Below are 21,441 nucleotides of genomic sequence, written 5' to 3' on the forward strand. Positions count from 1 at the left end.
CTGGGAGAGCGGCTCCAACCGCACGGCCACCGTCCCCGCCGACGGCAAGATCACACTGAACGACACCTGGCGCAACTGACCCCCTCCCACGTGGGTGGGTGCCGGGCGACACCGGTACCCACTCACGGGCCCACACCGCTCGCCGGCGCCCCCGCCCCTCCTTCGTCCATAAGCCCGCAGCGAGGCGGAGCCGGCAGGGTGCCGCTGCTGGGCGAGCCTGCGCGCACAAGCGCCCAGCCCGTAAGACGTGATCACCGTACCGTCGGAGCCCGAGGGCCTGACGTGCGGATCGCCGAGGTCCTGAGACCCGTTCGAATCCGCTCCCTGGCGCATGCCCGCACCGGTCCTTCGCCGCGACGTTCCAGCACTCGGTGTCCGCGTACTCGTTGAAGTGCTCAGCCAGGTACAGGTAGACGCAACCGAGTCCGCGCGGCCGATGCCATGCCAGTTCCGTGGAAACGTCAGACACGTTCAAGGTGCCGGTGCGGCCCGCTGGGAAGTCTTGCTTCGATGGTGTCGCCCGGGCGCACCGTGCCGCCCTGCTGCACGACGCTCATGATTCCCGCCTTGCGCACGATGTTGCCGGCTCCGTCACGGCCGACGACCTGTTTCAGCAGCCCGTCCTGGAAGTTGTCGATCTGCAGGCAGGGATTGCGCAGGCCGGTCACCTCCAGCACCGCATCGTCGCCGATGCGCAGCAGTGTGCCGACCGGCAGGCCGAGCAGTTCGATACCGCTGGTGGTGATGTTCTCGCCGAGGTCACCGGGCATCACCTTGAATCCTGCCGCTCCGAGTTCGGCGAAGAGCTCCTCATGGATCAGATGGACCTTGCGCAGATTCGGCCGGGTGGGATCCTGCGCTACTCGCGAGCGGTGCTTGACCGTGACGCCGGCATGCACGTCGCCCTCCACGCCGAGGCCGGCGAGCAGCGTGATGCTGTCGCGGTTCGGCTTGGTGAACGTGTACTCGCCGTTGCTGCTGACAGCCGTGACTGTCCCGTTCATCCTCGAGCCTCTCTCCATGTGCGTGATCGGCAACGACATCAGTCCTCGGCCTGAAAGCAGAGCAGCCACCGGTCAATCGCGGGTGGGCTGCGACTGTCGGTCCCCCTTGGCCTGGCCGCCGACGCCCCGGCTGCGGGCCGACGCGGGGAGGGCGGCCGGCCCGTGCTCGGGCGGCCGATCCACCGGCAGCTACGCCTACCTCACCCGAGAACAGCGCGCTCACGCAGCGCGGATCGCGGTCGAGAGCGCCGACGGGGTCCCCGTCATCGTCGGCATCGGCGTGCTGCGCACCTCGCACGTGCTTCAGCTGGCAGAGGACGCGCAGAAGGCCGGGGCCTCCGCGGTACTGCTCGCCCCGATGACGTATCAGCCGCTCACCGAGGACGAGGTGTTCGGGTTGTACGAGGACGTCACGCGCGAACTCTCCGTGCCGCTGTGCGTGTACGACAACCCCGCCACCACACACGTGCACTTCACGGACGAACTGCAGGGCCGCATCGCTCAGTTGCCGAACATCGCCTCGATCAAGATCCCCAGCGTGCCCGACGACCCGTTCACGGCCGAGCTCCGCGTCGACGCGCTGCGCGCGCTGATACCCGACACCGTGACCATCGGGATAAGCGGTGACTGGATGGCCGCCCGCGGCCTGACCGCCGGATGCGACGTCTGGTACTCGGTCATCGGCGGCACCTTCCCGCGGACAGCCCTCGCCCTCACCCGCGCCGCACAGTCCGGCCACGCCCGCACGGCCACGGAACTTTCCGAAGGCCTCGAACCGCTGTGGGGGCCTGTTCCGGCAGCACGGCAGCCTGCGCGTCATGTGCGCCGCCGCCTCCCACCTCGGCCTGACGGAGGCGCCGAACCTGCCGCGTCCCCTGCGGGCACTGGACGAGACCGCACGCCGCCAGGTCGCCGCCGCACTGGACGCCCTCCAGCTCACCTTCTGAACACGAGAACCATGAGCCAACAGCACACAGCGAACGCGCCGAGGAAGGCGAAGCCCCCACCCCCGGCCGGAAAGGACGGAGGCGGCCTGGCACGCTACGTCATCGCCGCGGCCCTGGCCCGTACCGCCGACGGCGGCGCCGTGGTCGCCGTCGTTCTGCTCGCCACCTCATCCGGTGCCTCCGGGACGCTCGCCGGGGTACTCGGTGCGTGCATCACCGCCCCGCACCTGCCGGGTCCCTTCGTCGCCCGGTCGCTGGACCTCGCCCAAGACGGCCGGAAGGTCATCGCGGCGGCCTGCCTGCTGTACGCCACCGCGCTGACCGCAGGAGTACTGACCTACGGTCACGTCCCCGCCACTCTGACCGGACTCCTGCTCGCCACAGCGGGCACGTGCGGGCCGTTGCTGACCGGCGGCATCAGCAGCGGACTGCCCGCCATCGTCGGACCTCGACTGCGCACACAGCGGCGGGCCCAGGGCTGGGACGTGGCCACCTACGGCATCGGCGGCACCGTCGGCCCCTCCCTGGTGGCCGCCCTGTCCGGGTGGGCCTCACCCGCCACGGCGGCTCTCGCGCTCGCGGCGGTGGCGACCACGGCGGCAGGCGGCGTCCTGCTTCTGCCGTTCACCGCGCCGTCCCACGACGGCGACAGGACAGCGATCCTCAAGCCGGGAGCAACTCTCGCGCTGATGGCCCGCACCGGCCACCTCCGGCGCACCGCGTACCTGACGATGATCGTCGCCCTGAGTGTCGCCGCACTGCCCGTCACCGCAGTGCACATGACGAACATCCTCGGCGTCGAGCCGGCCACCGCGGCCGCACTGACCGCGGCCTACGGCCTCGGCAATCTCGCCGGGTCGATAGCCGTCATGCTCTTCCCCCTCACCGGTAGTCCGGACCGGCTGATGCGCCACCTCGCCCTGGGCGTCGTCGCCGGCCTCCTCACCGTCGCCGCGAGCCCCACCTTCACGATCACCATCGCGGCCTACGCGCTCACCGGAATCCTCAACGCCTGCTTCTTCGCCTCCACCCTCGCCGCCCGCACGGAGTACGCACCGCGCGGCGCGCGCAGCCAGGTCTTCATCTGGGTCGCGGCGCTGAAGATCACATCCGGATCCGCCGGAACGGCGTTGGCCGGCTCCCTGACAGGTGCGAACGTCAGACTGCCGCTCCTCGTCGGCCTCCTGGCCGTCTCTGCCGCAGTCGCCGTCGCGACCGTTGAGGCACGCTTCGCCAGAGCCGACGGGAAACGCCCGTGCCCGTGACAAGCGCCGCACCGTCCCGGCATGGGCCGATCGTGGCACCCCGGATCCGCTCCCACAGCTCCGGGGTGAGGTCCTTTGCCCTGAGTGTCCCTTCACTCTCACCGCATGACACCTCAAGCAGCCGCACACCGGACGCCGGGTCCTTGACGAAGGACATCGAGATCTCGCCGGCCGAGGCCCGTTCCCCGCACAGTGATCTGCTGGTCGGCCGGGGCCGTCTTCTGGCCTGGAGGGGGACGGGCCGCCGACCTGTCCCCTGGCCTTGGGTGAACTCGGACGTCAGGCGGTACGGTCAACGGGGCATTCCACATCGGCCGACCACGGATCAGCCGGGACAGGCACCTGAGAGCGATCCGAGGCGTTCGCGTCCGACCGTGACCGCGGGCTGACATCCGCCGACGGGCGCCAGCGGTCCGCCGGTGCTCCCGAGGGCACCCCGCCGGGGTCCGACGGACCGTGTGACGCTCGGACCGTGTGACGCCGACGCGGCCACAGCTGGGCCGAAGAAGCGATAGCGCGACTCGCTCGACAGATCCTGTGTGAGCCTGTGGAGCCGTTGTCGAACCGACTGTCAACTGCCGGTGATCGTCAGCTCCGAGACCCCGTACGTTGACGTGATGCCCTCAGCTGTCGCACACGCGCCAAGGTCGAGGGCCACACTCGTGATGGTCTCCACTGCGGTGGCTCCCTGGAACCAGCCACTCGTGATCTCGCCGGTCAGCGTCACCACCGTCTGGCCCTGAACGATGGAAACCGTCCGGTTGTAGGAGAAGGTGCTGGTGGCTCCCGTCGACCACGAGATCAGATCGACTCCGGTGTTGGCCTCCGTCAGGCTGAGGCAGGACAGCGTGGTGGTGGAGGTGAACCCTGTCGAGCCCGTGAAGGTGAAGGGGCTCACCGTCGAAACGCAGGGGGCATGGATGTTCTGGCCCGACCGAGTGAGCGTCTGGGGTGTGTTGGTGAGCCCAGGGGCATACGTCGTCGTCTGGCTGCCTCCGCACACGACCTGGTAGGGGATCACTTGCTCGGCCGCACCGGCCAACTGCACGGGGAGCAGAACCGCTGCGGCGGTCAATGCGCCAGCACCGAGAAGGGCACGAAGACGTCTACTTACGGACATGGTTTTCCCCCGGTCGTCTCCAGGAACTCTCCCCAAGCGCCGCCGGACACAGAAACGTCGTCGAATCGACGTCACACCCTGACGGGGGAGTGAGCACCTGTGCAGCGTGACAGCAAGACACTCGTCACGCACAGCCCCATTTCAGGACAAGAGTGGTGAGACGGGGCGCTGCTCCTGGGTCTGCTGAGACGATCCTTGAGGAGCTCGGCCCTGCTGGTTCAGGCGGACTGCGGACCTGCCGACGAGTCCATCCGGAGGCTCCCGTCCTTCCTCGCCGGGCGGTACGTAGCCGAGCCGCGGGGTGGAGACGTTCCTCATCGGGCCCGGCGTGCACAAGGCCTGCCAGGACGCCTCTGAGGCTACTGACCGTCACTGTCGCCCCTGTCTCCGTCCGGCCTACCGGCTGGTCTGCCGTTGCCTTTACGTCCACTCACAACTGCGCCCTCCCCCGCCTATGGCACCAAGCGCCACCACCTGACCGAGATCGCCGCACACCGGCCCGCGCCGAAGCCCGTCTCGGTTGCTCTGTCGGGCCACCGAGACGGTGACCGGAATGCCGCTGGCTGCGATGACCTGCCCGTGGGACCGTCGAATTCCCTAGAAAGGGGCTCCTCGATGAAGCGGAAATCCGCCATCGGCTTGCTCGGCGCGCTGGCGCTGGCTGCGGCCACGGTAGTAGCGGCAGGCTCACCGGCCCAAGCGGCGGTGGGCGACATCCTGTGCACGACACCCAGCAACGACTCCTCCACCTACTCACCGCCCCTGAGCCTGACACCTGCCAGCACCACCGTGACCATCACCCGGGACCTCAACACCTGTACCTCGCTGAGCGTGCCCGCCATCAACTCGGCCCCCGTGACGGTCAGCCAGGTGACCATCCCCTCCTACTCCTGCCTCACCCTCCTCAACACCGCCCCCACCACCATCAGCTTCACCTGGAACAACGGCGCCACCACCGTCGTCACCGGCACCAGAACCGTCAACCTCGCCGCCGCCGTACTCACCACCACGGTCACGGGCACCGTCACCTCCGGCCTCTTCACCGGAGACACCGTCGTGTACCAGCTCGTCGGCCCCTCGACCGACGTCCTCGCCTGCACCCTCGGCCTGGGAACGGTCTCCCGGATCGACAGCATCGCCACACTCACCATCAACTGAGCCCGCACGCAACCACCGCATAGGCCGAGCATCAGCCGATGGTGCCGCAGTCGTGGCCCATCGGCTGCGCTCGTCGCCGGCACCAAGAGGTGAGCCCTCACGGCTCGGGCAATTGAGCTGCCCCGAGTCGCGTAGAGTCCGATCTTGATTGGTTCAGACGGATTGCGGGATTTGCTCCTGGCTCCGCCAGAAGGCTTCGTCGTACCCGGCCGGCGGAACGTACTCGAGCGCGGAGCGCAGATGCTCCTCATGGCACCGAGCGAGCCCATGCCTGCGCCCGTCTTCCCGCATGCCGTCATACCTCCGGAAACTGGGGGGCGCCTCCGACCCTGCCACGCTGGAAACGTTCGCTGACCTGCAGAGTTATCTGGCCGCAGTACCGGACCTGTGAGCCCGTCGCGGCATCCGTCACCCGTGGGCGGCCCTGCTCACCGCCGCTGCCACCGCCGTTTTGGCCGGCGACGCCTCGATCGCGGCGGTCGCAGAGTGGGTCGCCGACGCCCGCAGCGCGTCCTGGCCCTGCTCGGTTCCGCCCCGACCGCTGACCGGTCTGATCCGGCCGCCCCACGCCACGACCATCCGTCTCGCCCTGGCCGCCGTGGACGGCGACGCACTCGACCGCGCCGTAGGCGACTTCCTCCAGGAACGCAAGGCCCCGGCCTCCGGACGCAAGGTCATCGCCGTCGACGGCAAGGCACTTCGCGGCTCTCGCACCGTCAGGCGGCTCGCCGTCGCTGTCATCGCCGCGATGACCCACGGCGGCCATGTCCTCGCCCAACGGCAGTTCGACGGGAAGAGCAACGAGATCCCGGCCTTCGTCCCCCTTCTCGACGGCATCGACCTGACCGGCGCGGTGATCATCGCGGACGCCCTGCACGACCACGTCACCTACCTGCACGAACGCAGGCCCCACTACCTGGCCGCGCTTCGGCCGAGTCGAGCTCCGTCGCCGCATGCGCGACTATGTACGCGGACTGCTCGCCCCGGTGGCCCGGAAGAACAGCCGGCAACTGGCCGAGCAGGCTGGCCACCCCACTCCCGACGGCCTGCAGTACCTGCTCGCCGGCGCGAAGTGAGAGCCCGACGATATCCGCGATGAACTGGAGGGATACGTCGCCGACAAGCTCGGCGAGACCGACGGAGTCCTCATCATCGACGACACCGGGTTCATCGAGAAGGGCATCACCTCCGCCGGGGTCCAGCCCCAGTACTCCGGGACCGCCGGACGCACTGAGAGGGCGGTTCGTGATCTGATGTCCGTTGCCTGGTGAGGTTGGGGCAGGACTGCTGGTCGCGGGGATCGGTCGGCTATTGCGTCCTGGCGAAGCTGCCCGTGTCGATCTCGGTGAGGATGCCGAGCTTGACCAGGCGTTTCAGCTTGGCGCGGGTGCCCTCGATGTTCTTCGACAGCAGTTCGTGATCGAGGGCTTCGCAGACGTTCCGGGCCCGTAGCGGTGCGGTCGCATCGTTGAGGACACCGAGGATGCGGGGGGTAGTCCGGGTGCTCGGGCAGGTCCGGTGGGACGGCCGGGAGCCGGTCGGCGAGGGCTGTGACGGTCTTCCGCGTGATCACGAGGTGTTCGAGGTGGGTTTCTGCTTCCCGCAGCCGGCCGTGCAGTTCTTCGATCTGGGTGCTGAGGTCGTCGGCCATGGTCCGGGCGGCGTCCTCCTGAAGGCCGAGCGCGTCGAGGAGGGGTTCGACGTGCACACTGCCACCGCCTGCGGCTCGCGCCAGGTGGGGGTGTTCGCGCCGGTGAGGCGGCGGGCCATGACGTGGGTTCATCGCCCAGTAGACGCGGGAGGCGGAGCAGGCCGGGCGGTGTTCGTAGTCGCGGACCAGGCGCCGGTGCAGTACGAGGATCCCGTAGGTCTGCTCGACTCTCCACCGCTTCGGCTGCGGGACGAACCCCGTCTCCTGCAGGTTGCGTTCGACGATCTCCACGTCGATACCGAGCGCGGTGCCGTGGGCGGCCACGGCGTACTTGAAGCCCTGGTCGACCAGGGCCTTCTCGACAGTGCCGCCGGTGTGCTCGGCGACCTGGTCCAGCAGGGCGATGCCGGCTGCGTTGTCGTGGGTGTTCGCGGCCAGGGCGATGACGGCGATCACCAGGCCCAGCTACCTCGCAGAGTTGCAGCGGAGGAAGACCCTTCTGCGCAACGGATCCTTCTCGGACGCCTCCCGGCGGCGGCTCACCTCTCTCCTCGCCGAGCAGGCCCAGCAGGTGGGATGGGCGGCCTTCGACGGCGGCCACGGCCGCGCCGCCGCCTCCCTGTACCAGGAGAGCCGCGCCTACGCCCGCGAGGCACAGGACGGCGCCCTCTACTCCAACTCCCTGGCCCTCCTCCCGGCCGCGGCAGTGCATCGCCTCCCTGCGCGGCAAACTGCGCTTGTACGCGGACGTCGCCGAAGTGCAGCCTGGGGGCGGCGGACCTATCTGTAGGGCTAGCCTGACGCATGATCATCGAGAGTGTGCGTGCTCAGCCCAGTTCCCTTGCCGTCCTGACGCCAGCCAGTGATTCTGGGCAGGTGCCAGGACAAGGGAGAAGAAGGCGGCGGCAAGAGGGCGCGCGTCAGCGCCTTGCTGCTCGCACCGCGCCCGGACGCGGGACAGTGGGAAGTGGTCGTTGAGACTCCGGACCAGGCGGAGATGTATACAGGGTTGCGCCGTCTTCGGGAAGCAGGACTCGACGGGTCGATGATCCGGGTCGACACGCTGTGCGGACGCCTGGCGTGCCGACCACCTACCGGCTGAGCCGTTTCATGACGGACCCCGCGCGAGAGTGCGCGAACGAGCACTCTGATCATTGAGCTTGTGGCAGGTCGAGGCGAGCTGACGGACGTGGCACGGGATCGAATGGAACCCCTGTTGCCGCGGGTGGGTGGACGTGGGCGTCCGTGACGTGAGCACCGACAGGTGGTCAACGGGGTGCTGTGGCGGCTGCGAACCGGGGCTCCATGGCACGATCTGATCCCGCCGCGTACCGCCTGCTATCAATGAGCATCCTGCCGGCCAGCCTGTTGCGAGCAGGTGCAGGTGCAGGTACGGCAACGGGAGACGGGCACCCCACTGCTATGCACCAGCGCGTACCGATGGGAATCCCCCTGGGGGACCGCGCTGGCAGCGAGAATCTTGTGAGCCCCGCAGGAGCACCATAGAGCGACCATCGACGGGCGGCGAATGAGCTTGCGAGTTTTGATCTCATGAAGCGACACAGCTCACCATGATTGAGCCAGGGCCACCGTCAAGGGAAGGCGCGCATCGGGTATGTCGGGGCAGAAGGTCGCCCCCATCGCCCACAATGCTCCCTCGGTGCGCTCTTTGCGCTCCCCTCGCCGCGAGAACAGCCAGCCAGAGGCGGACTCGAAAGCGAACCACCAGCCAGTGCGTGAAGCCGTCTCACCCCGAAGTCCGACGCTCTGCCGAAGCCGGTCACGGAGAATGGGCGGTCGTGTGCCAGGGGAGCTTCAGACGCCCGGGGCGGATCGCACGGTGATCCCGTGACGCTCGAGCAGCGCCGCCGTCACCCCGTCCCCTGTCACCAGCTCCCCTGTGAACGTACCGTCATAGACGACGCCTCGTCCGCACGAGGGACTGCGTGGCATCAGGAGTGCCTCCGTGCAGTCTCCGCGCCGAGCCGCTTCGAGCGCACGCCGCGCCCCGTCCACGAACTCCGCCGTCACGTCGCGCCCGGTGTCCTCGACGACCCGCGCCGTTCCCTCGAGCACGGCGTGCCCGTCGCCGCCCACCAGCTCTGCCGGCCGCCTCGGGGTCGGGAGCCCGCCCGCCACCTCCGGACAGAAGGACACGACACGTCGGCCCTCGACGGCCTCCTCGACCGCGGGTGACGCCTTGTGCCGACCGTCGAACCGGCATGGCACCCCACGCAGGCACGCGCTGACCAGGATCGCTTCCATGACACTCAGGCTACTCAGGCCATCGCTACGGACCGTTACCGGGTAGACCCTTTCTTCACTCTGGCACCGAGGCCACCGTCGTGCGCGCGGGTCGGAAGCGGGCTGGAGTGGACGACGCTGGTCGTGACGGCGCCCAGTCCGGCGATTCGGCCCGTCGTCCACCTCGTCGCCGGGGCGTGGTGGCCGAACAGGAACTCGACGACATCGTCACCGCGTCCATCGGCGTGCGATGGGCTGTCGCCCGGCTCCTTCCGCAGCTTCCATCTCGGCGGAGGCCCCGGTGGCCTGCCCGACTTCATCGAGCACCTGGGACGCGCCATGGCAGCGTCCATGTGGCCGGCGCTCGGCAGCCCCGCCCATGGACGACGCCACCGTCGCCCTCTTGGCCGAGCAGGCGTGGGGCGCCTTCGGCGACAGCTCCGTCGAGGAACTCGCCACCGCCCGCGACCACGCGCAGATCGCCCTGATGCGCGCTCTCGGCGCATCAAAGCCGGCGTCCCGAAGCGTTCCGCGCCTGACCGCGTCACCGATCACTCGCCGTCCACGCGTCCGGGGACGGGGCTGGTTCTCCGCTCGGCCCAGCGGGCGGTGGGCGGGAGCATGAGGGCGGCGACACAGAAGACGGCGCCGAGGATCCACCAACCGGCTGTGCCGTGAGGCAGGACGAGCGTGGTGACCGCTATCGGGCCGAGCGCCTGCGTGACGGAGATACCGGTCTGGAAGACGCCTTGGTAGGCGCCTTGCGCCTCCTCGGGGGCCAGCGCGTATCCGAGAGTCCAGCTTCCCGCTTGCGAGGTGACCTCGCCGAGTGTGAGGAACAGGACGGCGACGAGAAGGATCACGGAGGCGTGGACAGGCGCACGGTGTGCGGCTGTGGCGGCCGTCGCGCAGGCGAGTCCGGTCAACAGGCCACCGAGGCGGAAGGCCTGCGCGGCGGATCCCAGGTCGCCGGCGCGACGGGTGGCCCGGACCTGGAGGGCGACCACGAGCAGCGTGTTGAGGACGAGCAGAGCGCCCACCATGCTGTGTGGGGCCCGGGTGTGGTTCACCAGCCACAGCGGCAGCGCGACTTCGAGGACGACGTAGAGCATGTTGACGATGGCGTTGAGCCCAGTGACCGCGAGGTAGGGCCCGTCGCGCAGTGCTCCCGTCGCTTTCCGTGCGGGCCGCCCGGCGCGAGGAGAGGGGTCCGCCGCGGGCTGCGCGGTGGGGAGGGTGCGCAGCGGGACGAGGGCGAGGAGGAAGGTGGCGGCGTTGGCCAGGATCGCCCCCTGGTAGGCCACGCGGTGGTCGAGAGCGACGGCCGCGGCGCCGAGAGCGCCGCCGACGCCGATGCCGATGTTGTTGACCGCCCGCAGGAACCCGAGCGCGGGTGTGCGGGTGGCGGCGGGCAGACTGTACGCGTACAGGGCACCGCGGACCGCGGCGTTGGCCTGGCTGCCGGCCGTGACAGCGCATGCCAGCAGGAGGAACCCGGTGAACGTGCCTGCTACGGCGAACCCGGCCATCGCCGCGGCCTGGAGCAGGTGCACGACGACGAGGATCCGCTTGGCCCCATGACGGTCGGCAGCGCGACCGGCTGGAAACGCGGCGAGAACACCGCTCAGTCCGGCGATCGTGAGGACGAGGCCGACCTGCGCGGCGGAGTAGCCCAGACCCCGGGTGAACCAGAGCGTGCTGACGGTCAGGAACAGGCCGTTGCCCGACGCGTTCACCAGAAGGACGGTCGCCAGGGCCCGGACGACGGGATCGGCGGGAAGAGCGAGGCGCCGAGCGACGGCCCGGCCCTGCCGAGGGGACGGCGGAGGAGCCGCGGTACGGGGGCGGGGTGATGGTGCGGTGGTCATGGCGGGCAGCCAACCCGGGACACGCTCCATGCGGAATGAGTTAAGACTGGGGCTTAATGATCCGTTTCCGCCTCGACCTGACCGACCTCGCAGCGACGTCCTTCGCGTACTCGCCGCTGCAGGAGACCGTCCTCAGCCTGCGCATGTGGGGTGCGCACACCGCGCGCCTGCCCCACACCCGTGCCATGCGCACCGCCATGCGTACCGCCTTCGAACAGCTCGACTAGGAGCTGCTCACCTCCCTGGTGGCGCGCCACCGCTACTGGGTACCCGATCTGCTCACCCCCCGGCCGCGTAGTGCCGCACCCGACATCCGCACGGAATTCACCGCCCTGCGCGCCGTCGATCCAGCCCTGCTCGCACCCGACCTGGAACGGACCTTCCTCCCCTTGGGGGAACCGGTCCCGCCCCGGCTCTCCGCCGGACTGCACGATCCGGCCCGGCTGCTGAACGACATCGCCAACTCCCTGGAGGAGTACTGGCACTCCTGCCTGCTGCCCTGGTGGCCACGGATCCGCTCCGTCCTCGAAGCCGACCTCGCCCACCGCGCCCGGGTCCTGGCCGAACACGGCGCAGGCCGCCTCTTCGCCGGCGTCAGCGAGCGCCTCACCTGGGCCGAGGGCATCCTCACCGTCCAGCGGCACGGCCCTCAGGCGCACACCACCACGGACATCCCCATCGACGGCAGGCGTCTGCTGCTGACACCCAGTTGTTTCGTCGACGGCGTCTCCACCATGCTCAGCGCCGACGCCCCGCCCCACATCGTCTACACGGCCCGAGGACTGGCCACCCTCACCGAGAGCCGACCGACCCCCGCACCGCACTCGCTCGAGGCGCTCCTCGGGCGCCCCCGAGCCCGGCTTCTCGCCCTGCTCACCGAGCCGGCCTCGACCACGGAACTCGCCCACCGGCTCCACGTCACCCCAGCAGCGGTGAGCCAGCACCTGTCGGTACTCGCCCGGGCCCATCTCGTCGTACGCACTCGGCACGGACGCCATGTCCTCTACCGGCAGAGCCCTCTCGGCGCAGCCCTTCACACCGCTCAGAACAATGGACCGCCGACATCCCCTTGAACGCGTTCGTGGCCGCCCTCGACGCGTTCGGGCAAGCGGTGAGGAACACGTCGCCCGGCTCGCCGGGGAGGGGGCCGGGCCGGGCTGCCCGTCGAGCGGGTCGTCGACGCCGCGCCCCCCCCATGGCGGAGAGGGCGCGGCGCTCAGGGGAGTCCGACGGACCAGGTCAGTCCGTGTCGCGGGGGTCGAAGGAGTCGGTGTCGACCGTGAGGGGTTCGGGGAAGGCACCGGCGACGGCGTCCCAGCGGGTGAACTTGAAGTTGGTGCCCTCGCGGTCGCCGTCGGCCGGGGTGGCTTCGCCGTCGTGGGTGATCAGCAGGCCCTTGGGGAAGGCGGCGCCGAGGGGGACGTTGACGACGGTGGAGCCGTCGGAGTGCTGCACGCCGTCGGTGGCGCCGTCGGTGACGGCGAAGGAGCCGAGGTAGTCGTTGTCCCCGTCGCGCTCGTAGACGGCGAAGGTGTCGTCGCCCTGGCTGGAGGCGAGAACGTATCCGGTGCCGTCCTCGGCGTGGTAGACGGTGACGCCCTCAGCGTCGGCGCTCAGGTGCTCACCGCCGAAGCCGGGGTCGTTCTCCGTGTCGAGGACGCACTCCTCCTCCGCCGGGTCGTACGTCCACGGCGTACCGTACTCGCGGACGCGGTCGATCAGCTCGGGGTCCTCGAACTCCTCGTCGTCGAGCTCGATCCGCCACAGGCCCACGGCCTCCTGCGCGGCGTACAGGACGTGCTCCTCCTGGTCGACGGCCATGCCCTCGACCTGAGGGTTCTCACCGGGGTCGGCACACGGGGTCCAGTCGGTGCCGTCGGGCAGGGCGAAGGTGTCGGGCAGGTCGAGGGTGTCCTCGGTCTCGTAGCCGACGCGCCCGTCGCGGTCCTCGAGCTGCAGCAGCCGCAGGCTGGTCTCCTCACGCTGGGAGACCACCACGTAGGCGTCGTCGTCGTCGGTGAAGGCGGACAGGCCGTAGGAGGTGCGCTGGTCGTCCACCTCGGCCTCGTCGGCGGCGAACACCGGTGCCACGTCGGGGGCGGTGACGTCCTTCAGCGGCGGCTTGCCGGCCGCGACGGCGGCCGGGTCGATGGCGAACGCGCGGACGCGGTCGCGGCCCCGGTCGCTGACGAGGGCGAGGTCGGTCGGCTCGCCGTCGAGGTCGAAACCGTAGACGATGTCGACGTTGTTGAAGCGGCCGGCCTTGGCGTCCTCGTGCGGGGCCTGGGGGGCCGCTATGTGCTGCAGGCGGCGGCCGTCGAGTCCGTAGACGTCGAGGCCCGCCTCCTTCAGGGTGCCGATGACGATGCTGCGGCCGGGATTCTCCGGGTCGACCCAGACGGCCGGGTCGTCGGCGTCGGCGCTGCCGCCGGCCTCGTCGTCGTACACCGCAGGGGTCTCCACGGTGGCCGTGACGGCCACGGGGGCCACGGGGCCGGTGGTCAGGGCGAACGCGGTGGCGAGTGAGGTCAGGGCGCTGAGAGCGAAGGCGCTCACGTTACTCCTTAGTAGGAATGCGGACACCGAGAACGCTACGGAGGGTTCGCGAAGGCACGGCGACAGGACTCTGAACACGTCATGAGGTCTCGGTTCGCCACGTCTGCATACTGGACACCGTTCGCCGGGCAATCCATAGTGAGGCCGCTACGAGCGACCCGTTCGGCGACGGACTCCACGAGTCCGGCAGGCACAGGCGCCCTCCCAGCCAAGGGGCCACGCCGCGCCCTGCGATTCGGGGATGTTGTTGCGTCGGCGGAACAACTCCGGCGCCCCGGATGGGAGATCGAGCGGGCCGCCACCGCCGGCTGGACAGCCGCTGCGGGCGTCATCCGCGCAACTGCCTGACCTTCCTCCCCCGCCCCAGCCATCTTCTCCACCTCCTTGCACAGGACTCAGTCCGACAACAAGAACATCGTCGTGGAGATCGGCAATCAGAGTCCGCGCGTCAGCGGGTAGTGCGAGCGTGAGGGCGTGCCGCCGGGCGCCCTGCAAGGACGGCGCTCGTCGGCATGCTCTACGGGACGTCGGAGCGTACCGTCTCAGGTACTTCGAGGCGCAGGAATCGGCATGGCGTCACGCCACCCGACTGACGGAGTGGGTGAGCGCCGCACGAACGCGAGTCGAGGCCACCAGGGCAGGCCCGAACCCGATCCGAGGCATGGAACGCCTGGGCAGCAGCCACCGCCGAGCGCCTCGACCCGCGAGCACACCACACCGAGACCCCTGAACCCCAAGCCGGCGACGTGAAGCCTCTCCTCGGCCACTGGAGCCCGTACGGCCCCTGAGCGGAACACGGCCTGATCAGACGGCTCCGCACCGGCGAGGAGATCGTCGAGATCGACGAGCGGCCCGAGCACGGCTACCGCCGCCGTCGCGCCATCGGCGTCACCGCGGGCCCACGCCCGCTCGGCACCCAGGAGGGCTACCGCCCGTTCGCCGAGCGGAGCGGCGAGGCCCTGCGCGGTGCAGCCCGGCTCGCGGCGTACCAGCTGGTCGACCACCACTACCACGGCGACGCCTCCGCGGGTCGCCTCACGGGGCGAGTTCGCGCACGGCCTGCTCACAGGCCGCTTCGGCATGACTGCGCTCGCCCGGCACCTGGGGCTCGGCCCGGGCAGGCGTCACCGTCGTCGCCGTGGACATGAGACGCGGCGAAGCCGAGGGCTACCTCGACGGCTTCGGTGGTGTCAGCCGGCCCGCCGAGACGCTCGACGTCCACCGCCACACCCTGCGCTACCGCGTCCGCAAGGCGGTCGCCCTGAGCGGGATCGACATCGACGACCCCGACCAGCGGCTCGTCGCGATGCTCCAGCTACGCCTCGCCGCACAGGGAAGTCGCCCGGGCGACGCTCCCATCCTCGCCCGGTGACACCCGTATTCTGGGAGGCGACGGGAAGGAGCCGCTGATGAGCGTCGAGGCGATCATGCACACCGAGTTCCCCGAGGGATACGCGGTCTTCTTCGGTGCCGAGGGGAAGGTGATCATGACCCCGCAGAGCGTGGAGCATTCCAGCACGATCAAGTCGTTGCAGTACGACACGATCGTGTCGCTCGGGCGCCACGCGAAGACCGTCTCGGACGTTTATCTCGACTTCCCGGCGGACGAGAACTCCGCTCCTGATCTCGCGATCCTGCGTGAGGACTCCCAGAGGGCGGGCAAGCGCTACAGCTTCGAGGACGTCCTGTTGATCGCGGAGGTGGTCTCCGTCTCCTCGGCGCGCAAGGACTACGACGACTGCACCGCCAAGTACGGCCGCTACGGCATTCCCGTCTACCTGGTCGTGGACCCGTACGCGGCGGAGGTCGTCGTCCACACCCAGCCCACCGGAAGCGGCTACATCGCGGCGCACACGCACCAGTACGCCACCGGCAAACTCCCCATCGACCTGGCCGACGGTCGCACCTTCACCCTCGACCTGGACGAGCTGCCCCGACCTGAACCGGAGACCGGCGCGCGCTGACGAGCACGCCGTCGGCGGCTGGGAACGAGTCGGCGTCTCGGCGGCAGATGGATTACGTAGCGTGACCGCCCGCCGAGTGCGCCTGGCGGGTGTGTCGACCCGGGATTCGTGGGCGCTAGGGAGCGCGGCGACAGCGGTGCAGCGAACGCTGCACGGTCCTCGATCGAGCGGGATCGAAGGGGGACGCGGCCGGATGGAGTCGGATGATACGTCCGGCGCTTTGGCATCGTCGCAGGTGAGACGCGTCACTGAAATGGGTTCGAGTCCCACCCGCCCCACCATAGAAAAACGTTCTGACCTGCGAAAACGCCCCTGGAGGGGTGTTTTCGCGTGTGGCGATCGCCTCGCATCGGTGTGGCGAAACGGGGGCCTCTGGTCTCCCTCACCGGCCCCACGCGTTCTTGACCTGGGGTTTCAGGCGGAGCCTGGGTGTGGAGCCACGACGATGATCCCACGGCGATCCCACGGCCCCTGCGTGTGACACGCCGCTCACTCCCGAATCTTCTGCGCCCTCTGCGACGGTCGGATTCGGGAAGAGCGGATGCCAGTAGCTGGTCTCCGGTTGCTGGCGGCGATCTGAGACCCGTTTTGGTGTTTGCCCATCAGTTCGTAGTGGCCGGCGGCTCGGGTTGCCGACTCGGATGGGGCTCGTGGACGTTCGGCTCTTGCGTGTGGGGAGCAAACCGGCCCATGCGGGAGCACTCCTGGGCGCATGGCCTGGTGACAAGCGAGCAGTGCCTGCGTACGGATGCAGTCAGCGACGCCGTGGCCCGCTACGCGGACCGCTACGGCCGCACCCCGCATCCCGACCCCGAGCGCGTGGTCATCGAGATCACGATCGACCGAACCATGGGGAAGGCGAAGCGGCTGTCCGCGCCACCTGGCGCCCGCACGGCGGGCTAGCCACTCAAGACGGGCGGCGGCTGCCCCTGTGGCGTGGATGCTTGCAGCTAGATGTGCGGGCGCAGTGGTGCTTCTTGGGCTTGCTCACCAGAACTCCGCGGGGTTGGGGGCTTCGGTGCGCGACTCGATGCCCGCCGTGGCGATCTCCTCGCGGCTGCTCAACGCGAGGCCGCAGAAGGGGCAGGAGAAGGATTCGACGATCCCGACATCGATGACCCCGCCGGGGTGCTGGCACTCCACCTCCCACTCCTCGCATAGGCATGGCGTGGTGTTGAGGTCCCCGTACACGTTGCCGGCGTAGCCGCAGGCCGGGCAGTCCCGCCACCACACGTGTTCGTCTCGTGCCTGGCTGTTCCTGAGCCATCCGGATGCGTCGAGCTCGATCAGGCTGGGGACGATGGGGAGATCGGGGTCGAGGTACTGCATGTCGACGAGTCCCGCCATGACGCCCGACGCGATCATGACCTTGACGGTCACGGCGGTGTGGGCTCGCTGCGCTGTGTCGGGGTCGGTTGGTGAGTCGTCCGGCCGGACGGGGAGCGGGACCACCTCGTACTCTCCGAGGAGCTGTGTGGCGGTCTGGCGGGCCCGGGCTCCGGCGGTCCGTAGCGCGGTGATCAGTGCCGTGTTCAGGGCGGTGCGGGCGACGTCCTCCTGGTGCTCGCCGGGCCTCGTTGCCGACTTCCAGGAGGCGGCCTCGGCGGCCGTGGTGACGGCGGTGGAGATCATGGCGCGGGCCATAGCCCGTTCGGCGAGCGCGAGTTCCTCGGCAGCGGCTTCGATGTTGGGCCGGTCGGCCTGTCCTGCCGGGGCGGGCATGGTGGCGACCTGGGCCAGGTCTGCGAACAAGGTCTCGTACTCGCCCCAGAAGTCACCTGCGTCGACGTCGAGTTCGGCGCGGATGGCGTCTGCAACGCGGAGAGCAGTCGAGACGATCGTCTCCTCGGCCTGCTCGTCGTGGTGCGCGAAGTGGGCGATCCCGTTGCGGGAGTCAATGACGGGGGTGAACTGCTGAAATGTGACCGGCATCGTCCCCCGCATGAACACCGTGGCGTCCTTGAACGCATCCGCGATGCCGATCGTCCGGGCCTCGGTGAGCGGCTTAACGCTTGGTTGGTCGCCGAACCCCAGGGCGTGGAACCTGTGGGCTCGGTCCGCCTTGTCGGAGATCAGCAGCGGGTCGTAGTGGGTGAGAAGCGCTTTCAGTACGTGCTCACAGCCCATGCCCGCGTGCAGGACGGCGAACGTACGGTTTCCGGCTCGCCAGGAGTCGAGCGCCATGCGCATGAACTGCCCAGCCATATCCGTGAACTTCTGCTCGTTCAACTCTCTTGCCCCTCGTGTCCGAATCCTGCGGCGGCGGGTGTGATCAGGGTCGACGGATCAGCGGGTGGCGCCGTTGAGCGATCCGTCCTGGGAGGGGATTGTCGTCGGGGGGGTGAAGGGCGTCCTGACCTCGGTGAGGGTGGCTCCTGAGAGCTTGAGGACGAGGGCGGCTTGGAGCTCGGCCCTGAGTTCGGGGTCCAGGATTTCACCGGCGAGCCGGATGGCGGTCTCCGTCTCGCGTTCGCGCTTCATGTCCTGGCGGAGGCTGTCGGTCTGCTTCTGCATGTGGGTCATGGCGCTGTCGGCCCTGCGGTGAGCGAGTTGGCCGATGACCGTGGAGACGAGGCCGGCCACGCTGGCGACGGCGGAGGCGTAGAGGTCACCGGTGGTCTCGGCCTTCCAGATGGCGAGGGCAACGCCGATGAGGAGGACGAAGACGCCGACGCCGGAGGCGGTGAGGCTGAGGGATGTGCTCCGGCGTGCTTGGGTGAGTCCCCAGGCGTAGTACTCGATGAGCAGTTCGGCGAAGCGGTCGTCGTCCACGCGCTGTTCGCCGGCGCGGGTTCCCTTGTCCTGTCCGCCTGCTGGGGGGAGGTCTACACGGATGTCGCCGTGGATGTCGCCGTGGATGACGGTGCGGGGCTCGTCTCCGATGACGACCGATCGCAGGCGTGCGCTTTCCGCGTCCCGTTCGCGCAGCAGCGACCTCTTGGTGACGGAGATCATTACCCCGATCAAGGCGCCCAATGTGGCTACGGCGCCGATAATGACCGATGCGCTGAGCTCCATACGTTCCCCCTAGATATGTGTAAGCGGGTTCAACTTACGTACTCATTGCGGGAACTGGCGAACCGTCATGTGATAGGCCGTCGGGCCCGGAGGGGGCAAGCTGCCGCCCAGCTGTCGGGTACTCGCCGGTGCCTGCGGGCCAGCGGGTTCGCGCCAAACGCGGCGTCCAGCCTTGACCCTGTCCTCTCACAGCGAAAGTGTGCGCAAGAGTTGGACACTGGCTTGCTGTGGGAGGGAATCATGGCCCTATGGTTTGTCGGGAAAGATCCGAACTCGCCCAACGGAGGCAGTCCGACCGTGTGGGTCGAGGACGAGACCACCGAGGTCGTCATCCAAGGCTGACTCCTGGACCCCGAGATGAACGCGACGATCAACGAATCCGAGTGGGTGCCGGGTCACCCCGCCGGCGTACCTGACCACGAGGGCGTCGTGCGCATCCCGGCCCGGATGATCCCGATCCTGAGGGAGGCGTGCGAGGCCGCAGAACGGCGTGCCGGACTTCACCGCTCTGCTGAGGAGCGCTGAGCGGTCGGCGGTCCACCTGGAGATGCGCGACTCCTACATGGAGGATCCGGTCTTCGCAGCCTGGCGCGAGGGCCGTGAGGCCGAGCTGCCGGACGCGTACAGGGAGTGGCGAGAGCTGGTCGAGGAGACCGTGGACCGGGGCGTGGCTGTGCGCCGAGCCCGGGTCGTCTCGGAGCCGGTGACCGACTACATCCGCTGGGAGCACTCGCTGACCGGCCCGCACAACCTGGCCGCGGGCGAGTCCGTTCGTTGGCTGCCGCGTCGGCTCGCTTCCACCCTCGCGCTGCCGGGTAACGACCTCTGGCTGATCGATGACCGCCTGGTCCTCTTCCACTGGTTCACCGGCGCCGGAGAGTGGGCGGGGCACGAGTTCGCCGAGGACCCGGCCACGGTGAAGATGGTGGTCGCGGCGTTCGACGCGGTCTGGGAGCGGGCGATCCCGCACGAGAACTTCGCGGTCTAGTCCCACGTCCCACCGTTCACCGGACAGTCAGCATGCCGTCTCCGTCGTCCGTCGTCGTCGAAGCCCGCAAGGCCCTTGCCCTCCGGCTGAAGAACATCCGGAAGGACGCCGGCCTGACGGGCGAGGAGCTGTCTGCCCGGTGCCGGTGGGGTCCCGCCAAGACCAGCCGCATCCAGAGCGCGACACGGGCTGTATCCGAGTCCGACATCAGGCTCTGGTGCATCGCGTGCGGGGCCGAGGACCAGATCCCCGACCTGATCGCCGCCGCCCGAGCGGTCGAGTCGATGTACACCGAATGGCGACAGATGGAGCGCACCGGCCTCCGCGCCGCCCAGGAATCCGTCGAAACGCTCTACGAGCACACCCGGCTGCTCCGCGTCTACGCCAGCAGGGTGCTGCCCGGCATGGTGCAGACGCGCGAGTACACCGCTGCCGTCCTGTGCTCGATCCAGCGCGACCGCGGCGTGGCCGTGGACGACGTGGACGCCGCCGTGGAAGCCCGAATGGAGCGGCAGAAGGTCCTGTCCCACGGCCGTTGCGGGGCTTGTGGCTCGCGCCGTGCGGCCGCAGGTCGAGGTGATGCGGCTGATGGGTGTCTCGACGAAGATGTGGCTGTCTGCGAGTCCACGAGGGTGGAGTTCCTCTACTCGGCCACAGGTCGGGCCCGCCGGGACGAGCTGGATGCCCTCTGCCGGTTTTCCTCGGCCCCCAAGAACGCGTGGCGATGGGTCGATACCGCGCAGACCCTCAAGATCCACCTACCAAGTGTCCAAGATCCGGGGTTAGGGCCCAACCGGCAACGGTTTGCACCTTTGTTCCATCGCTCAATTGGCAGGCCCGAGGCAGATCCGGTCCGTCTTCGCTGCCCACAAGCTCTCGAGTTGATGAACTAGTGAACGGGAACTTGTGAGTCTTTGAACAACACCGCAAGCTCCATCTCGCTCATGGGGTAGAGGGGCGATCCGCGCTGGGGGGCGCGGCATCCACGTCACCCGTTCGTACCCCACGGCGACACAGGTCTGACTGTCCACCCCGTTCCGGGTGCCCTCCAACGACGAGGGGCGCGGCCGAGTCGGCGGGGCAGGCACAAGGTGGGGTGGGAAACATGTCGTCTCTGATGACACGCCGGCGAAGCCGAAGCACAGTTCGGACTCGCGTCTCAGACGTTCCGTCGAGGCGAGACCCGAACGGGTCTCTGCTGTCCCCGCACACTCAAAACAGGACCATGGCCCGCTGACCCGAAGCCATGCGGGGCAGGCTCGGCCTGACGCCGGAACCAGCGTCATCGCGCGGCATGTACCTACGGCCGCAGCACCGTCGCGGATCTCGTGGGTGGCGATCAGCACGCGTTCCGCCCGGCGCGTCTGACAGCGGGCCACGGGTGCTCCGCAACGCCACAGCCGCTCTGTCACTCGTGCCCAGAACCCATCGGCGCGCCCCGACGTAACGAGGCCGGGACGAAGGCCGCTTTGTCCCGGCGCCCCGAGCGCCGAAATACCGAGACGACCGGCAGCAGCCGGAACCACCATGAGAGGACCTTCTCCTTGAGCAGTCCCATACGTCCGCGCCGGCGGACGTTCCGACAACGTACGGCGGCCATCACGAGTGCCTTCGTCGTGGCTCTGGCCGGACTTGGCATTGCGTTGCCCGCGACACCC

General features: G+C 69.1%; 17 protein-coding genes and 5 pseudogenes. 14 read left to right on the top strand and 8 right to left on the bottom strand.

The window, feature by feature from the left end:
• Positions 1 to 461: 461 nt before the first annotated feature.
• A complete protein-coding gene (locus tag ACWFR1_RS37465) occupies positions 462 to 1,004 on the bottom strand; it encodes an MOSC domain-containing protein (RefSeq protein ID WP_453559851.1) in 543 nt (180 codons plus the stop codon).
• A 106-nt stretch (positions 1,005 to 1,110) separates the two neighbouring features.
• On the opposite strand from ACWFR1_RS37465, the gene ACWFR1_RS37470 reads away from it, so the two are divergent.
• Positions 1,111 to 3,216, top strand: coding sequence for a dihydrodipicolinate synthase family protein (locus ACWFR1_RS37470; protein ID WP_453559854.1), 2,106 nt, complete (start codon positions 1,111 to 1,113; stop codon positions 3,214 to 3,216).
• Positions 3,217 to 3,787: 571 nt separating this feature from the next.
• Here ACWFR1_RS37470 and ACWFR1_RS37475 read toward each other — a convergent pair.
• Positions 3,788 to 4,291 (bottom strand): hypothetical protein, encoded by a 504-nt coding sequence (locus tag ACWFR1_RS37475; protein ID WP_453559856.1) that lies wholly within the window; start codon positions 4,289 to 4,291, stop codon positions 3,788 to 3,790.
• Between the two features lie 660 nt (positions 4,292 to 4,951).
• Between ACWFR1_RS37475 and ACWFR1_RS37480 the strand changes: the two genes are divergently transcribed.
• The 3 genes and pseudogenes from ACWFR1_RS37480 to ACWFR1_RS37490 form a co-directional block, all read left to right on the top strand.
• Positions 4,952 to 5,494: a hypothetical protein gene (locus ACWFR1_RS37480; protein WP_453559859.1), complete on the top strand. Its 543-nt coding sequence runs from the start codon at positions 4,952 to 4,954 to the stop codon at positions 5,492 to 5,494.
• Positions 5,495 to 5,945: 451 nt separating this feature from the next.
• Positions 5,946 to 6,362 (top strand): annotated as a pseudogene (locus tag ACWFR1_RS37485) (ISAs1 family transposase); the annotation flags it as partial.
• Positions 6,363 to 6,417: 55 nt separating this feature from the next.
• Positions 6,418 to 6,729: pseudogene (locus tag ACWFR1_RS37490) on the top strand (transposase); the annotation flags it as partial.
• A gap of 475 nt (positions 6,730 to 7,204) precedes the next feature.
• On the opposite strand, the pseudogene ACWFR1_RS37495 reads toward ACWFR1_RS37490, so the two are convergent.
• A pseudogene (locus ACWFR1_RS37495) lies at positions 7,205 to 7,610 on the bottom strand (IS5/IS1182 family transposase); the annotation flags it as partial.
• On the opposite strand from ACWFR1_RS37495, the gene ACWFR1_RS37500 reads away from it, so the two are divergent.
• Together ACWFR1_RS37500 and ACWFR1_RS37505 are read left to right on the top strand one after the other, a co-directional pair.
• On the top strand, positions 7,549 to 7,935 hold the full coding sequence (locus tag ACWFR1_RS37500; RefSeq protein ID WP_453559891.1) for a hypothetical protein: 387 nt from the start codon (positions 7,549 to 7,551) through the stop codon (positions 7,933 to 7,935). The pseudogene ACWFR1_RS37495 and the gene ACWFR1_RS37500 sit on opposite strands and share 62 nt — an antisense overlap.
• A 372-nt stretch (positions 7,936 to 8,307) precedes the next feature.
• A pseudogene (locus tag ACWFR1_RS37505) lies at positions 8,308 to 8,490 on the top strand (transposase); the annotation flags it as partial.
• A gap of 470 nt (positions 8,491 to 8,960) precedes the next feature.
• On the opposite strand, the gene ACWFR1_RS37510 reads toward ACWFR1_RS37505, so the two are convergent.
• A complete protein-coding gene (locus ACWFR1_RS37510) occupies positions 8,961 to 9,410 on the bottom strand; it encodes a DUF523 domain-containing protein (RefSeq protein ID WP_453559862.1) in 450 nt (149 codons plus the stop codon).
• A gap of 530 nt (positions 9,411 to 9,940) precedes the next feature.
• The gene (locus ACWFR1_RS37515) at positions 9,941 to 11,257 is read right to left on the bottom strand and encodes an MFS transporter (RefSeq protein WP_453559864.1); all 1,317 of its coding nucleotides are present in this window, start codon (positions 11,255 to 11,257) and stop codon (positions 9,941 to 9,943) included.
• 56 nt (positions 11,258 to 11,313) lie between these two features.
• On the opposite strand from ACWFR1_RS37515, the gene ACWFR1_RS37520 reads away from it, so the two are divergent.
• The gene (locus ACWFR1_RS37520) at positions 11,314 to 11,484 is read left to right on the top strand and encodes a hypothetical protein (protein WP_453559866.1); all 171 of its coding nucleotides are present in this window, start codon (positions 11,314 to 11,316) and stop codon (positions 11,482 to 11,484) included.
• Between the two features lie 18 nt (positions 11,485 to 11,502).
• Complete coding sequence (locus tag ACWFR1_RS37525; protein WP_453559868.1) at positions 11,503 to 12,330, top strand: ArsR/SmtB family transcription factor; 828 nt, start codon at positions 11,503 to 11,505, stop codon at positions 12,328 to 12,330.
• A 166-nt stretch (positions 12,331 to 12,496) separates the two neighbouring features.
• Here the strand turns inward: ACWFR1_RS37525 and ACWFR1_RS37530 are convergent, their stop codons facing one another.
• Positions 12,497 to 13,813: a phytase gene (locus tag ACWFR1_RS37530; protein WP_453559871.1), complete on the bottom strand. Its 1,317-nt coding sequence runs from the start codon at positions 13,811 to 13,813 to the stop codon at positions 12,497 to 12,499.
• A 1,144-nt stretch (positions 13,814 to 14,957) separates the two neighbouring features.
• Here ACWFR1_RS37530 and ACWFR1_RS37535 point away from each other — a divergent pair.
• The 3 genes from ACWFR1_RS37535 to ACWFR1_RS37545 all read left to right on the top strand — a co-directional run bounded on the left by ACWFR1_RS37535 (position 14,958) and on the right by ACWFR1_RS37545 (position 16,680).
• Positions 14,958 to 15,185 (top strand): helix-turn-helix domain-containing protein, encoded by a 228-nt coding sequence (locus ACWFR1_RS37535; protein ID WP_453559888.1) that lies wholly within the window; start codon positions 14,958 to 14,960, stop codon positions 15,183 to 15,185.
• 37 nt (positions 15,186 to 15,222) lie between these two features.
• A complete protein-coding gene (locus tag ACWFR1_RS37540; protein ID WP_453559873.1) occupies positions 15,223 to 15,777 on the top strand; it encodes a Uma2 family endonuclease in 555 nt (184 codons plus the stop codon).
• 720 nt (positions 15,778 to 16,497) lie between these two features.
• A complete protein-coding gene (locus ACWFR1_RS37545; protein ID WP_453559875.1) occupies positions 16,498 to 16,680 on the top strand; it encodes a hypothetical protein in 183 nt (60 codons plus the stop codon).
• A gap of 84 nt (positions 16,681 to 16,764) precedes the next feature.
• On the opposite strand, the gene ACWFR1_RS37550 is transcribed toward ACWFR1_RS37545, so the two are convergent.
• Both ACWFR1_RS37550 and ACWFR1_RS37555 read right to left on the bottom strand, forming a co-directional pair.
• Positions 16,765 to 17,982: a hypothetical protein gene (locus tag ACWFR1_RS37550; RefSeq protein WP_453559878.1), complete on the bottom strand. Its 1,218-nt coding sequence runs from the start codon at positions 17,980 to 17,982 to the stop codon at positions 16,765 to 16,767.
• Between the two features lie 81 nt (positions 17,983 to 18,063).
• Positions 18,064 to 18,732, bottom strand: coding sequence for a TRADD-N-associated membrane domain-containing protein (locus ACWFR1_RS37555; protein ID WP_453559880.1), 669 nt, complete (start codon positions 18,730 to 18,732; stop codon positions 18,064 to 18,066).
• A gap of 303 nt (positions 18,733 to 19,035) precedes the next feature.
• Here ACWFR1_RS37555 and ACWFR1_RS37560 point away from each other — a divergent pair.
• The 3 genes and pseudogenes from ACWFR1_RS37560 (at position 19,036) to ACWFR1_RS37570 (ending at position 20,676) form a co-directional block, all read left to right on the top strand.
• Positions 19,036 to 19,320: pseudogene (locus tag ACWFR1_RS37560) on the top strand (hypothetical protein).
• Positions 19,286 to 19,783 (top strand): DUF6879 family protein, encoded by a 498-nt coding sequence (locus tag ACWFR1_RS37565; protein ID WP_453559883.1) that lies wholly within the window; start codon positions 19,286 to 19,288, stop codon positions 19,781 to 19,783. The pseudogene ACWFR1_RS37560 and the gene ACWFR1_RS37565 overlap by 35 nt, the downstream one beginning before the upstream one ends.
• Positions 19,784 to 19,815: 32 nt before the next feature.
• On the top strand, positions 19,816 to 20,676 hold the full coding sequence (locus tag ACWFR1_RS37570) for a Scr1 family TA system antitoxin-like transcriptional regulator (RefSeq protein WP_453559885.1): 861 nt from the start codon (positions 19,816 to 19,818) through the stop codon (positions 20,674 to 20,676).
• The last annotated feature ends 765 nt before the right edge of the window (positions 20,677 to 21,441 follow it).

Source organism: Streptomyces sp. NPDC055103 (genome assembly GCF_053607625.1).

Excerpts from the sequence above, each read along its gene's own strand:
- ACWFR1_RS37465 (WP_453559851.1), bottom strand. The coding sequence starts at position 1,004 with ATGAACGGGACAGTCACGGCTGTCAGCAGCAACGGCGAGTACACGTTC.
- ACWFR1_RS37480 (WP_453559859.1), top strand. The coding sequence starts at position 4,952 with ATGAAGCGGAAATCCGCCATCGGCTTGCTCGGCGCGCTGGCGCTGGCT.
- ACWFR1_RS37500 (WP_453559891.1), top strand. The coding sequence starts at position 7,549 with ATGCCGGCTGCGTTGTCGTGGGTGTTCGCGGCCAGGGCGATGACGGCG.
- ACWFR1_RS37510 (WP_453559862.1), bottom strand. The coding sequence starts at position 9,410 with ATGGAAGCGATCCTGGTCAGCGCGTGCCTGCGTGGGGTGCCATGCCGG.
- ACWFR1_RS37515 (WP_453559864.1), bottom strand. The coding sequence starts at position 11,257 with ATGACCACCGCACCATCACCCCGCCCCCGTACCGCGGCTCCTCCGCCG.
- ACWFR1_RS37520 (WP_453559866.1), top strand. The coding sequence starts at position 11,314 with ATGATCCGTTTCCGCCTCGACCTGACCGACCTCGCAGCGACGTCCTTC.
- ACWFR1_RS37535 (WP_453559888.1), top strand. The coding sequence starts at position 14,958 with ATGAGACGCGGCGAAGCCGAGGGCTACCTCGACGGCTTCGGTGGTGTC.
- ACWFR1_RS37540 (WP_453559873.1), top strand. The coding sequence starts at position 15,223 with ATGAGCGTCGAGGCGATCATGCACACCGAGTTCCCCGAGGGATACGCG.
- ACWFR1_RS37550 (WP_453559878.1), bottom strand. The coding sequence starts at position 17,982 with ATGGCTGGGCAGTTCATGCGCATGGCGCTCGACTCCTGGCGAGCCGGA.
- ACWFR1_RS37555 (WP_453559880.1), bottom strand. The coding sequence starts at position 18,732 with ATGATCTCCGTCACCAAGAGGTCGCTGCTGCGCGAACGGGACGCGGAA.
- ACWFR1_RS37570 (WP_453559885.1), top strand. The coding sequence starts at position 19,816 with ATGCCGTCTCCGTCGTCCGTCGTCGTCGAAGCCCGCAAGGCCCTTGCC.